General features: G+C 49.3%; 8 protein-coding genes. 3 read left to right on the forward strand and 5 right to left on the reverse strand.

Going from position 1 to position 14,457, the window contains the following annotated elements; translation table 11 throughout:
- Positions 1-77: 77 nt before the first annotated feature.
- The 5 genes from O3661_RS01210 to O3661_RS01230 all read right to left on the reverse strand — a co-directional run bounded on the left by O3661_RS01210 (position 78) and on the right by O3661_RS01230 (position 4,862).
- Entirely contained in the window at positions 78-1,790 is a 1,713-nt protein-coding gene (locus O3661_RS01210; RefSeq protein ID WP_371492032.1) for a flotillin family protein, read from the reverse strand.
- A gap of 239 nt (positions 1,791-2,029) precedes the next feature.
- Positions 2,030-2,710 carry a hypothetical protein gene (locus O3661_RS01215; RefSeq protein WP_371492033.1) on the reverse strand — a complete coding sequence of 227 codons (681 nt, stop codon included), beginning with the start codon at positions 2,708-2,710 and terminating at the stop codon, positions 2,030-2,032.
- A gap of 49 nt (positions 2,711-2,759) precedes the next feature.
- Positions 2,760-3,425, reverse strand: a complete 666-nt coding sequence (locus O3661_RS01220; RefSeq protein ID WP_371492034.1) for a YqiJ family protein — start codon at positions 3,423-3,425, stop codon at positions 2,760-2,762.
- A 214-nt stretch (positions 3,426-3,639) separates the two neighbouring features.
- Positions 3,640-4,308, reverse strand: a complete 669-nt coding sequence (locus tag O3661_RS01225; RefSeq protein WP_063076784.1) for a PspA/IM30 family protein — start codon at positions 4,306-4,308, stop codon at positions 3,640-3,642.
- A 53-nt stretch (positions 4,309-4,361) separates the two neighbouring features.
- Complete coding sequence (locus O3661_RS01230) at positions 4,362-4,862, reverse strand: hypothetical protein (protein ID WP_308881878.1); 501 nt, start codon at positions 4,860-4,862, stop codon at positions 4,362-4,364.
- 181 nt (positions 4,863-5,043) lie between these two features.
- Here O3661_RS01230 and polA point away from each other — a divergent pair, with 181 nt between their 5' ends.
- From polA to O3661_RS01245, 3 genes are all read left to right on the forward strand, one after another.
- Positions 5,044-7,839 (forward strand): DNA polymerase I, encoded by a 2,796-nt coding sequence (polA, locus tag O3661_RS01235; protein WP_371492035.1) that lies wholly within the window; start codon positions 5,044-5,046, stop codon positions 7,837-7,839.
- 82 nt (positions 7,840-7,921) lie between these two features.
- Positions 7,922-10,825 carry an Eco57I restriction-modification methylase domain-containing protein gene (locus O3661_RS01240; RefSeq protein WP_371492036.1) on the forward strand — a complete coding sequence of 968 codons (2,904 nt, stop codon included), beginning with the start codon at positions 7,922-7,924 and terminating at the stop codon, positions 10,823-10,825.
- Positions 10,826-11,064: 239 nt separating this feature from the next.
- Entirely contained in the window at positions 11,065-14,352 is a 3,288-nt protein-coding gene (locus O3661_RS01245) for a DUF2339 domain-containing protein (protein ID WP_371492037.1), read from the forward strand.
- The last annotated feature ends 105 nt before the right edge of the window (positions 14,353-14,457 follow it).

Genomic DNA, 14,457 nt, shown 5'->3' on the forward strand with positions numbered 1-14,457 from the left:
TGGAAGTTTTTGTATAAACAAAAGGCCGTCTGAAAACCTGTTTCAGACGGCCTTTAAACCATTATGACGGTATCTGTTTATGATTGGTCGATGCTTTTATCCAGTCCTTGGGTCAGACCGTTGATGTCGCCACCATTCAGTCCCAACTCTTTCAAGAGACCGTCAACCAACGGAGCTTGGCTGCGGTAGCGCAGGGCGCTGTTGACCATTTGGTCTGCAAGGCTGGCTTGTGTGGTTTGGCCGTCTGAAACACCTTCCGCACCGTTTGCACCACCGGCAAAGCCACCCAGACCATTGACTTGCAAGATTTTGATATCTTCGATTTTTTCCATTGGGCGGACGGATTCGCGGATGATGTCAGGCAGGTGTTTTAAGAGAGCAAGGCGGACTTGCATTTCAACCTGTTCAACGCTCAGGACGTTGGCAGCTTCGTTCACAGCGCGTGTACCTTCTGCATCAACCTTGTATTGTTGCTCTTGCGCTTGTGCCAACAGAATTTTGGCATCGGCCTCACCTTTGGCCTGCAGGCGGTGTTTTTCGGCTTCTGCTTCGGCGGCAATGCGCACTGCTTCAGCGCGGTCTTGTGCAGCTTGTTTTTCAGCTTCAGCGGCAACAGTGAGCGAAATCGCATCTTTTTGCGCGGCTTCTTCTGCGGCAATCAATTCAACCGCTTTGGCACGCTCGGCGCGTTCGGTTTCGCGTACGGTAATCACGCTCTCTTCTTCGCGAACGGCGGCGGCGCGGGCTTTGTCGGCTTCGGCTTTGGCTTCGGATTCGGCACGCGATTTTTCAGCAACGGCGATGGCACGGTCTTGCTCGGCCAATTCGATGGCTTTGCGGCGTTCAACCTCTGCTTGTTCAACGGCTTGGGCTTTTCTAATGTCTTCGTTTTTAATATCGCGTTCGGCGGCAATGCGTTTCAAATCCACTTCGCGTTCGGCGGCAATTTTGGCTTCTTCCGCTTCACGTTTTTTCTGAGATTCTTGTTCGGCAATGCTGGCTTCTTGTTCGGCACGGCGGACGGCAATCTCACGCTCTTGTTCGAGTTTGGCGTATTCTTCTTCGCGCGAGATTTTTAGGCGTTGCTGCTCGGCTTCGAGGTTTTTGGTTTTGATTGCCAAGTCGGTGTCTTGTTCGATTTCGTTACGTTTTTTGCGGCGGCCTTCGATGGTTTCGGTCAGTTTGGTCAAACCTTCCGCGTCAAAGGCGTTTTGCGGGTTGAAGAACTCAAAGCTGGTTTGGTCGAGGCCGGTCAGGGAAACGGTTTCGAGTTCGAGACCGTTTTTGAACAAGTCTTCACTCACGACTTGTTGTACTTTCTGAACGAAATCAACACGTTTTTCATGCAGTTCTTCCATCGCCATTTCGGCGGCAACGGCGCGCAGGGCGTCAACGAATTTACCTTCGACGAGGTCTTTCAACTCATCGGGAGACATGGTTTTCATACCCAGCGTTTGTGCGGCAGTCGCAATGCTCTCGGCGCTGGGTTTAACGCGGACGTAAAATTCCGCCATTACGTCAACGCGCATACGGTCGCGGGTAATCAGCGCTTGTTGGGCGGCGCGGCGCACTTCAAGGCGCAGTGTATTCATGTTGACGGGGATGATTTCGTGCAACACGGGCAGCACCATCGCACCGCCGTTCATAATGACTTTTTCGCCACCAAAACCGGTGCGGACAAATGAAACTTCTTTGCTGGCACGGCGATACAGACGGGTCAGGATAAGGCCGAGTACAAACAGCGCGACGAGTATGACGCCGGCGATAGTGCCGATGGAGACCAAATTCATGGTTTTTCCTTTCTTCTTGTTAATGTGCCTTTGTGGGCGGTGGATTCAGAAGGCTTTGAGGGAAAGAGGCCGTCTGAAAGGGTTAAAAATTTTGGGTAGATGATAACTGCGTACTATTTCTGTTTTTTGCAAACCGTAGTGTGGGCTTTGCCCGCGATCTATTGCCGTTTGAATCAAACGATAATTCGAGCTGCTTGCTTCGTGAGAGAAGCCCACGCTACGGACTAGTTGTATCAAGACTATTCATCTTGATTAACCATTTGCGACATTTCCATTTCGTTATGATTTGTTTCTTGCTTTGCTACTATTTCTTTAGCTAAACGCATTCTCATTCCTTGAATCATGCAGAAAATAGATATTAAAAAAATAATGATAATTATGGAGTTTATGGTTATTGCCGTCTGCCACCAAGACCAATCTCTTTCATCAACAAACTTACTCTTAAAAACGACAACTATAAAACTATACCCAAATAAATAATATAGGAGAAATAACAAATAATTCCCAAGCCAAGATAAATTTCTTACCCATTTATTTTTATACCAACCTTTAAAAACGATGATATTTCTATCATAAGAATATTCTAAATATTTACCACGAACAGATGGATAATTATTCAAGAACAATGTTGGATTTTTTTGCTTTAAGCAATATAGTATTTCCGTTGCTGATAAATTTCCCTTACCTGTTAACGCATAAAATCCCTTTTCTATGAATAACGGATGTTCATATTCTTCTACATTCTTATCTTTTTTCTTAATTTCAGACAAAAATTTTTTAGTAAAAACATAATCATCATGTCGGTTTTTACGTTTCCTATTAAAAGAGTTGGAAACAAAATTATTTGCAAGCCGCACAATTCCAAAAAAACCTCCTACAATAGCAACGATATTAGCCAATATTCCAAAATACAAACCCATAAATATCAATCCTTGTTCAAAAATTTAGATTTCTATCTTAAAAATAGCCTTAATCAACCAAGCTGCCGCTCGGATTCAAAATCGCTTTAAATGTATTTCCGTCCAGCGATACCAGCAATACCGCATCTCCTTGTTTTAATACATCTTTAGAGTCAGGTTCTACCATCACATAATGCTGTTGGCCGTAAGCATCTTTCACGCGCACCTGCGCCGCATTGCCTACCCGAGCTTCGCCCAACACCACTGTGCCGACGCGGCCGATTAAACTTTCCTGCAAAACAGCAGTGGTTTCATCTTTCGGCATAATTTTGTACAAACCGCTAGCCGTTACTCGTACTAAGGGCAGGGAAATAAACCAAACAATGACCGCTGCCAGCGTGCCATTCAGATAACTGCCGAATACAGTGGCAAAGGCCGTCTGAAACAGATAACCCGTCAATCCGTATACGGCAAGAAACACCACCATCAACATCAACACCGGGATACGTCCGACATACAGCCAGCTCAGGAAACGCACGAATATGCCTGCATCCGCCACATCCAATCCGACCTCGGCGTGTGCAGTTTCGGTCAGGCTGTCGGGCAACAGGTTGTCCAACCAGTCGCTGATACCGCCTGCCAGCATGGAAATGACTTCCAACACACCGAGCAAAACCATCAGCGCAATGGCAATGCCGAAGATTTCAGTTTCGGGGGCGTTGATTAAATTCCACATATTGCATTTCCTTATTCTTTTTAATTTTCAGACGGCATATATTTTATTTTAAAGTTAAGCCGATTAGATATGGGTATTTTTATTAATTTGTCGTAACTGACAGGATTTTTCCCAATCTGGCATCTTTTTGTTATTGAGGTGTGTATGGTTTTCTTTTTTCAGACGGCCCCGTGAAGATAAAGGCCGTCTGAAACCGCGATTTTCTCAATATGGCTTATGATTTCGCTTTCAATGCCGCCAATCTTTCGGCAATGCGGTTGTTGCGACTTAAGTCTTCCAGTTCTTTCAGCTTGGCCAACTGCGCCGCATCAGTGCTGCTGTGTACAGAGTTTTGGCGACCCATCACACGGTCGAAAGCGTTGCCGCTTTTTTCGGCATCACGGGCAATGCGGTTGAGGTCGCTGCCGTTGCCACCGGCTGTTTTGCCTGTGCCCATGCTTTGCTGTGCGGCACGCCAGTCTTGCAACTGTTGCTGCATCTCGCGTTTTTTCGCCTGCAGGGCGGCGATAAAGCCTTCGAGCTCTTTTTCTTGTGCGGCACAATCGGCAATGGTGTTTTCTAAGATGGGTAGACGCGCTTCGATGTCCATCTGTTCGGCGATACCTGCTTCGGCAAGATCATCGCGACCGGCATCTACGGCAGCTTGCAGATTGGCATCGATGGCTTCGTGGCGGTTGCTTTCATCGGCCATTTTCTTGGCGGCAAGGTGTTTCTGAGCTAACACTTTGCCCAATTCAGCACGCACTTCATCTACTGCGCGCTCGATTTCGCGGATGCTTTCGTTCATGACCGCTTCAGGTGCGAGGTTTTCCGCCGCATCAATCAGGGCATGAAAACCGCCGCTTACCAGACGGCCTACTCGGCGGGATAAGGTTTCGCTCATTTGGATTTTCCTTTCACTAAAATGTGTTTGTTTCATTTGGTATGGCGGCAGCCTTAAACTTCATTTGCCTGCTGTACAATCTTCGCCAGTTTCAAAGTGTTTTCAAGCTGTTGCAGAACGCTGTCGTCGTATGCCGCACCTTTGCCGGTTACGGCGAGCTGCAAGATGCTGTCGGTGAGTCGGACGATGCGCCACATCAGTTCGCGCTCGTATTTTTTCAAATCGTCGAGGTCAGCTTCTTCGGGCAGGTCGGCGGCGAGTGTTGCGCCCAAGTCGGGCAGTTGTTCAAACAACCTCGCCACGATATGCGAATGCACTCCGGCCTGTTTTTCCGCGTGCAAGATGTCGTGTTTCGCCGCTTGGAAAAATTGCTCTTGCGCCGTCAGTGCGGAGCTGTAATCGCGTGTCTGCGTATGCGCCAAGCGCGCCAGCTTGAGCAGTTCGCGGATTTTTTCAGACGGCGTATTCGCTCCTTCGATTTTAAGTTCGGCAATAAAATCAGCATCTTCCTGAGTGATGCGCACACTAATTGGGATACGGTTCGTTGCATTCATATTCGTTTGATTTGGTTTGTATTCATTTGAATACAAATATACAAGATGGGATTCTGAGGCGCAATACCTGAAACCGTATATTTATGTAAACATCAGGCCGTTTGAAACTTGATTTTCGGTTTTCAGACGGCCTTTTCCTTTATAATCCGTACATTATTTTCATACACACAGCAGGTTCCCCATGTCCAACAAACCCACACTCCTTCTCGTTGACGGCTCTTCTTATCTTTACCGCGCCTATCATGCTATGGGGCAGAATTTGTCTGCGCCCGATGGTGCGCCGACGGGGGCGATGTATGGCGTGTTGAATATGTTACGCCGCCTGCGGGCGGATTATGTGCACGACTATTGCGCGGTGGTGTTTGACGCTAAGGGCAAAAATTTTCGCCATGAGATGTTCCCCGACTATAAGGCGACGCGTCCGCCGATGCCGGACGATTTGCGCCCGCAGGCGGAAGCCTTGCCGGATTTGGTGCGCCTGATGGGCTGGCCGGTATTGGTGATTCCGCAGGTGGAAGCGGACGACGTTATCGGTACTTTGGCTAAGATGGCTAGCGAAGCAGGGTGGAACGTGGTGGTATCTACCGGCGATAAGGACATGGCGCAGCTGGTGAACGAGCGCGTGACGCTGGTGAATACGATGAGCGGCGAAACGCTGGACATTGAAGGCGTAAAGGAAAAATTCGGCGTGCGCCCCGACCAAATCTGCGATTATCTCGCGCTGATGGGTGACAAGGTGGACAATGTGCCGGGTGTGGAAAAATGCGGCCCGAAAACCGCGGTGAAGTGGCTGGAAGCCTACGGCTCGCTGGCTGGTGTGATGGAACACGCTGGCGAAGTCAAAGGCAAGGTCGGCGAAAACCTGCAAGCCGCTTTGGAACAACTGCCGCTGTCGTATGATTTGGTAACGATTAAAACCGATGTGGATTTGCACACCGAGCTTTCAGACGGCCTCGAAAGCCTGCGCCGCACTACGCCTAAATGGGCGCAACTGGTTGTCGATTTCAAACGCTGGGGCTTCCGCACTTGGTTGAAAGAGGCGGAAAGCCGTATGCACGAAGCGCAAAACACTGATTTGTTCGGTAGCGAGCATATTGGCGAACAAGCCGCATTGGCGATGGAAACACAGCCTGAAAAACAACCCGAACTCGCTCCAGCCCCTGAAAAACTGGATTATCAAGCCGTTACCACCGAAGCGCAGTTTGCCGCCTTGTTAGATAAACTGGTGCAAGCAGACCAAATCGGCATCGATACGGAAACCACGTCATTAGACGCGATGAACGCCGCGCTGGTTGGTATCAGCATCGCGTTCCAGGCAGGCGAGGCGGTTTACATCCCCGTAGGACACAGCCTGACTGCCGCACCTGAACAACTTGATTTACAAGACGTATTAGGCCGTCTGAAACCGCATTTGGAAAACCCTGCCCTGAAAAAAATCGGGCAAAACCTCAAATACGACCAACACGTTTTCGCCAACTACGACATCGCCCTGAACGGCATTGCCGGCGATTCCATGCTCGCTTCCTACATCATCGAGAGCCATCTCGGACACGGTTTGGACGAATTGTCGGAACGCTGGCTGGGCTTGGAAACCATTACCTACGAATCGCTGTGCGGCAAAGGCGCGAAGCAAATCGGTTTTGCCGACGTCTCCATCGGGCAGGCGACCGAATACGCCGCCCAAGACGCCGATTTCGCCCTGCGCCTCGAAGCGCACCTGCGCGCGCAGATGGACACCAAACAGCTTGAAATGTATGAAAAAATGGAGCTGCCCGTCGCGCAGGTATTGTTTGAAATGGAACGCAACGGCGTGCAAATCGACCGCGCCGAACTCGCCCGCCAAAGCGCGGAACTCGGCGCCGAGCTGATGAAGCTCGAACAAGAAGCCTACGCCGCCGCAGGCCAGCCGTTTAATCTCAACTCGCCCAAACAGCTCCAAGAAATCCTGTTCGATAAAATGGGCATCCCCACCAAAGGCCTGAAAAAAACCGCCAAAGGCGGCATTTCCACCAACGAAGCCGTGCTCGAACAGCTCGCGCCCGACTACCCCCTGCCAAAAATCATCCTGCAAAACCGCAGCCTGGCGAAACTCAAATCCACCTACACCGACAAACTGCCCGAAATGATTTCCCCCAAAGACGGTCGCGTGCATACTACCTACGCCCAAGCCGTCGCCATCACCGGCCGCCTCGCCAGCAACAACCCCAACCTGCAAAACATCCCCATACGCACCACCGAAGGCCGCCGCGTGCGCCGCGCCTTCACCGCACAGCAAGGCAGCGTCATCGTTTCCGCCGACTATTCCCAAATCGAGCTGCGCATCATGGCACACCTCTCCGGCGATAAAACCCTGATTACCGCGTTCCAAAACGGCGAAGACGTACACCGCCGCACCGCCGCCGAAGTGTTCGGCATCGCACCCGAAAACGTCTCGTCCGAACAACGCCGATACGCCAAAACCATCAACTTCGGCCTGATTTACGGCATGGGCCAATACGGCCTCGCCAAATCATTGGGTATCGACAACATCTCCGCCAAAAACTTTATCGACCGCTACTTCGCCCGCTATCCCGGCGTCGCCGAATACATGCAGCGCACCAAAGAACAAGCCGCCGCGCAAGGCTTTGTCGAAACCCTGTTCGGCCGCCGCCTCTACCTGCCCGACATCCACAACAAAAACGCCAACGCCCGCGCCGGAGCCGAACGCGCCGCCATCAACGCCCCCATGCAGGGCACCGCATCCGACCTCATCAAACGCGCCATGATAGACGTATCCCGTTGGTTGGATTCCGATGGCCTGAAAACCAAATTGATTATGCAGGTACATGACGAATTGGTGTTGGAAGTACCCGAAGCCGAGCTGGATTTAGTCAAAGAAAAACTGCCGCAGATTATGGCGAAAGTGGACGAAGGGATGTTGAACGTGCCGCTGGTGGCAGAAGTGGGTGTGGGGATGAATTGGGAAGAGGCGCATTGAGTTCAGGAAAGTTCCACTACCTCATGTAGTCTGAAAAATAAATTCAACCGTCTGAGAAAAGATCAACTAAACAGGAAAAAACATGCTGGAAACTGCTCATCAACAAGTTGTACAACTAATTGAAGACTTCAAAACCAACTCTGATTACTACCTCTCACCAAGTTATACCGAAGCTGCTGTCCGTCAAGATTTTATTGATAAATTCTTTACGGCATTAGGCTGGGATGTGGCACATAATCATCAGAAAAATCCATATCAGCAAGAAGTTAAAGTAGAAAAAGCCCAAAGACAGGAAGGTTCTCAGGCACAGAAACGTGCCGATTACGCTTTCCACCTTGCGCCAGATTATCGAACCGTACAATTTTTTGTCGAGGCTAAAAAACCAAGCCGTACATTGCGGAAGAATCAAGCTGACTATTTTCAGACGGCCAAATACGGCTGGAACTCACAAACAGGGGTATCCGTACTGACCGATTTTGAGGAATTCGTCATTATCGACTGCCGACACAAACCTGACTTTGATACTGCCTTATCTACTGAAATTAAATACTATACCTACACTGATTTTCTTAACCAAGATACATTTGCCGAAGTCTTCTGGCTGTTTTCACGCGAAGCCGTAGCTGCAGGCAACCTGCAAGCCTATATCAGCAATCTGCCCAAACCCAAAGGTAAAAGCGGCAAACAAGGCAATTTATTCGGCGGCGGTGCATCTATTGATGATAGTTTTCTTGAATACATCGACGAAATCCGTCTGCAAATGGCGCAAGCCTTTTACACCGGCAATCCTAATCTTGACAACTATCAATTGACCGAAGCTACTCAGCGCACTATTGATCGTCTTGTTTTCATGCGTTTCTTGGAAGACAAACAAATTGAGCCTGAAAATCTGCTACATAATATTGCCAATGCAGCCAAACCGTGGAAAAAATTTATTGCAGAATGCCGCCGCCTCGATATCAAATACAACGGCATTGTGTTTAAGCCGCATTTCATGGATAAAGATGGTTTTCTCGGCGCTGACGAAGCTCAATTCCGAGAAATTGCAGCTGATCTTGACCATACCAACACCCCTTACGATTTCAATTACATCCCCATCCACATTCTTGGTAACATTTATGAACGCTTTTTAGGTAAAGTTATCAGTATTCAAGATGGTAAAGCTCTTATTGAGCAGAAACCTGAAGTCCGTAAAGCAGGCGGGGTGTTTTATACGCCCAAATACATTGTAGATTACATTGTCGAACACACTGTTGGCCCATTGTTAGAAAAGGCGCGGTATCCATCCAAAGTTGCCGAACTGAAAGTCGCCGATATTGCTTGTGGTAGCGGTAGCTTTTTGATTGGAGTGTACGGTAAACTTTTAGATTGGTATCGCAGCTATTACAATCAGTACCCCACTGCTGCTAAAGAAGCAGGCTGCCATTGGGACGAAGAAAACGGCGTGTGGGTATTGTCAATTCGACAGAAGCAACAAATCTTGCTTGATAATGTCTATGGTGTGGATATTGATATGCAAGCAGCCGAAGTAACCCAAGTTTCCCTCTTTCTCAAGCTTTTGGAAGATGAAACTATGGTGACTGCTAACGAAATGAACGTCTTGTTTGCCGAAAAAATCCTGCCTGATTTGAGTGGCAACATCAAATGTGGCAATGCCCTCATCGGCTACGATATCATGGACAATCTGCCCGATTTTGATCGTCCACACCAACGCAGTATCAACCCATTTGAATTCGAACAAGCCTTTCCCAAAGTTTTCAGACGACCTCAAAAAGGCTTTGACGCAATAGTCGGCAATCCACCCTACGTCAAAGTCAGCAGCAAAGAGCAAAAAGATCAACGTGCCTATTTCGAGCAACATTATCAACATCAAAACTACCAATACGACCTCTACTTGCTCTTCCTTGAGCGTAGTGGCGCACTTTTGGCGGAAAATGGCAAAATTGGCATGATTGTGCCGAATACATGGCTGCAATCTCTCACTTACACTGAGATCCGACGTTATCTACTCAATGATTACCGATGGCAGAAAATTTTGCACGGCAAAGAACACATTTTCGATGCTGTTGTCGATACCCATGTCTTGATTTTTGAAAAAGGCCGTCTGAACGGTAAAAATCTATTTGACGTAGAAATGGCAGAAAACTGCCAAATTTCGTCTTACCAGCGGCTTGACCAGAACCACTTCGACAAACAAGGCGGCATCATCAACATTCTTGCCACTCCTGAAGAAACTACTCTGTTTGAGAAAATCAAAAAACAGTCTATTGCATTGCAAGACTGCACTATTGTTTACAACGGGGTGAAACCATTTGAAAAAGGCAAAGGTAATCCGCCGCAAAGCAAAGAAACTGTCAAAGACAAACCTTACGTTAAAGAAGATTGCCCCAAGCCCGAAGGTGAGAACTGGAAGCCGCTGATGCGCGGCAGTTTGATGAACAAATACATCAGCTACTGGAACGAAGACTCGTGGATACAGTACGGTGAATGGCTGGCAGCACCACGTCAACCGGAAATCTTTTCCGCTCCCGAAAAGATCATCGTCCGCCAAACTGCCGACCGAATCATTGCTACTCTCATTGGCAAAGACATTATCTGTCGGAATAATCTACATATTTTGATTTCGGAGAAGGTAAACCAAAAATTTATTTTAGCAGTCTTAAACTCTAAACTGATCGATTTTTGCTATTACCAGCTCAATCCTGAAAGCGGTGAAGCCTTGGCAGAGGTCAAAAAAGCCCATGTTGAGCAACTGATGTTGCCAAAAGTGAGTCGGACAAACCAAACCTTGCATGATCAACTGGTCAAACTTGCCGACCAAATGCTTCAAGCCAAACAAAACGCAAAAACTGCTGAAACCGAATCTGACCAAACCTTCTATAATCAGCACATTGCCTTTTTAGATGACAAAATCAACCAAACTGTCTATCAGATGTACGGTTTGAATGATGCAGAAATTGCTCTGATAGAAAAGCGTGCGGGATAAACAAAAATATCGATTTGTCGCGTTAGTATCTCAAGGCAAGTATGCGATAGTTGAAATTCACAACACACCCAAGGCCGTCTGAAAATCCCTAAATATTTTCAGACGGCCTTTTTCTATTCCGATTCTTTATATTCTATTCGCCGTATGCTTTTATTCTAGGCCTTTTGTCTCTTTTTTTCATGAATAATGTTGCCGGTGTTACAATCGGCATATTCTTATTGTTATCAAACAGGTGTTTCATGCAGTTTTTTGGCCTGCTTATTCCTATTATTATCGGCTATTTTGCTGATGAGATGTTCACTGGCGTTATTATTGGGTCGTTGTTTTGGCTGGTTGCTTGGTCAATCGCCAAACAACGCCAAGAAGAGCGTTTGGCTGAATCTGCTACGGCAGGCGACAGGATGCAAAAGCTGGAGCAGGAAATCGAGCTGCTGAAACGGCGTTTGTCTGTGTTGGAGCATGAGGCTGTCCGTGATGAGGCGAAGGTAGGGCAGGGGCTTGAGGCTCGGGCTGTTGCTGATGTTCAGACGGCCTCTGAGCCGCTTCATGTCCGGGTTGAGCCTGAGGCGGAAGCTGCGCCTGTTAAGCAGAAGATTGAGGAAGCGTTTGCCCCTTCTTTTTCTATACCTATTGATCCTGTTTCTGCCAAGGCTGCTGCTTCGTCTGAGCCTGTTGTGGAAGAAGTTGTCGAGGCGGTTGTTCCGGTTGTTGCTGAACAAGCAGGGCTGTCTAAAGAAGAGGTTGTTGTTGCTTCGATGCCGTCTGAAAGTGAAGATGCGCCATCGCGTCAATTCGTTATCCATAAAGCTCAGTCGGAAGGCGGAGAGTACAAGTTTTCCGACAATCCGATGGTTGCTTGGTTCTTGCGCGGCAATCCGCTGTTGAAAACCGGTATTGTGGTGCTGTTTCTCGGTTTGGCGTTCCTCTTGCGCTATGCCTCCGAGCGGGTTCATGTGCCGGTGGAGCTGCGTTATTTGACTGTGGCTGGCGCGGGTTTGGTGGCGGTGGTCGGCGGCTGGAAGCTGCAAAGCCGTAAGCGTGAATATGGCTTGGCGTTGCAGGGTTTCGGCGTGGCGGTGATGTATTTGACGGCGTTGGCGGCGTTGAAACTGCATCCGCTGCTACCTGTGTCGGTCGTATTCGGGCTGATGGTGGCGATGGTTGTGCTGATGGCGTGGCTGGCGGTAAGGCAGAATGCGCAGATTATGGCGCAGGTTGCTTTAGTCGGCGGTATGGCCGCGCCTTTGCTGACTTCAGACGGCAGCGGCAATTATTTGGTGCTGTTTTCTTATCTTGCCCTGCTCAATGGCGGTGTGGCCGTGATTGCTTGGTTTAAGGCATGGCGTCCGCTGAATCTGACGGGTTTTGCCGCTACTTTTGCCATTGCCGCGCTGTGGGGTATGCGCAGCTATACGCCGCAACATTTCGCCACGACCGAGCCTTTCTTGATTTACCACTGGCTGCTCTATACCTTTATCGCGTATCTGTTTGCACGCCGTAAGCTGACGGAAAACAGCGAAGACAACGTTACGCCGATTGCCGACAATGCGACTTTAGAGGAGATTGGCAACAGCATTTATACACACGGCCTGCGCGTGCATGTCCTCGACCATACTTTATTGTTTGGCACGATGGCGGCGGCGTTTGGCCTGCAATACCGCATGGTGGAGCATTGGCCGTCTGCGGATGCGCTTTCTGCATTGGGTTTTGCCGCTGTTTACGGATTGGCGGCGCTGATGCTGAAACGTCAGCAGGGTTTGTATATTTTGCGTCAGGCGTTTTTTGCGTTGGCGGTATTGTTCCTCACGATTGCCGTTCCGCTTTATTTTGAACCGAGCAATACGGTCATTTTGTGGAGTGCTGAATCTGCACTGGTTTATTTCTTCGGTCTGCGCCAACAGCGTCCGCATATCCGTTTGGGTGCGCTGATGGTTTATCTCTTGGCGGCACTGATTCAGTTGGGCAATTATCAGGGCTTCGGCACGGATACCGTTCTGGAAGGGCAGTGGTTTACAACGGTTGTGGTGTTGCTTGGCGGAGCAGCGATTTACTTGCTGTGGTATTTCTCGCGTCGCGAAGGTTCGGCGCAATGGGAAAAATCCGTTCAGACGGCCGTGTTGTCTGCCGCCTTGCTGTACATCTCTATTTTGCCTTTGCTTTTCTTGACCGACCAAGGCAGCATTGTCGCTCTCTCTGCTTTGGCGGCGGCGTGGGCATTCTGCCGGCGCAAACATGAGCCGAATGTATTTATCACATTTGCCTTGGGCAATGTATTGTTCGCCCTGTTGCTGCAATCCAGCATCATTTATGAATCCCAAGGCTTCCTGAGCCATCTGTACCTTATTGCCGCTACGCCTTTGCTTTTTGCGGCTGCCTACGCGCTGCAATATCCACGCGTGCCGGTTAACACTGAAAAGCCGGAAGGAAACGAGGTTTACTTTGCGCAGGTTTCAGGCTGGATCATCCTGCTTACTGCGTTGGCGACAGGCAGCTACGCCCTTTATATGCAATGGACAGGCGAGGAAACCCTGTTTATCGCGTTGTGGATGTGGCCGATATTTGCCAGCCTGCTTCTGTTTGCCAAACGTTTGAAATGGGAAGAGTTGCTGCAGGCAAACTTGGCATTCCTGCCCGTGTTTGCCCTGCATTTCGTCTTCTATCATACCGAACACGCATGGACAGCCGCCGCAGCCTTGCCGCTTGCCGCCGCTACCGTGTTGAACTTCATTATTCTGAACAACTATCCGCGCCCTGATCTGATTTGGTTGCACAAACTCAATATCACGATACTCGGCGTACTTTGGACGCTTTGGACCGCGCTGTATGTCGGCGGCCTCCTCTCCGGCGTTTGGACTCAGCTTTCATGGCTTGTCGTGCCTTTGGCAATGTGGATTGTTTTCCATACGCAGCACCAACGCGAATTTTTCAGACGACATCAAGCCATTTATCAGCATTTTGCTATGCCGTTGTGCGCCCTTGCCGCTGCCTGTTGGATGCTGTGGACCAACTTCTCCACGCCGTTCCAACCTTCACCGTTGCCGTATATTCCCGTGCTTAACCCATTGGAACTCGCTTGCGCCGGCATGCTTTGGTTTACCCTGAAATCTCTGCCCGAAGCCTTGCCGCCCGACCTTCGCCGTACCACGGCAACCACAGTCGCCGCCTTGGCATTTATGCTGATCAGCGCAGGCGTGATGCGCGTATGGCATTTCTACGACGGCATCACTTGGCGTCTCGACATCATGCTCCAATCCTTCGGCCTGCAAGCCAGCCTCTCCGTCGTTTGGGCAGTAACCGCCATCATCTTGATGGTACTCGGCAACCGCCGCAAACAGCGTTCCTACTGGATGACAGGCGCGACGCTGATGGGCATCGTGGTTGTCAAACTCTTCCTGATCGAGCTTTCCAACAGCGGCGGTATCGAGCGCATTGCCTCCTTTATCATCGTCGGCCTGCTGCTGCTTCTGGTCGGCTGGTTTGCCCCCGTTCCGCCCAAAGCAGAGAATGATGTTGAACCTAAAGCCTAATCATTAATCCTCAAAGGAAAAGGCCGTCTGAAAACCCATTTAGTTTTCAGACGGCCTTATATTTGGCAGAGATACAGTTTAGCCTGAATGCCGATAAATTCAGCG

Origin of the sequence: Neisseria sp. 20925_1_37 (assembly GCF_041433255.1) — a bacterium.
Taxonomy (GTDB): Bacteria; Pseudomonadota; Gammaproteobacteria; order Burkholderiales; family Neisseriaceae; genus Neisseria; species Neisseria flavescens_D.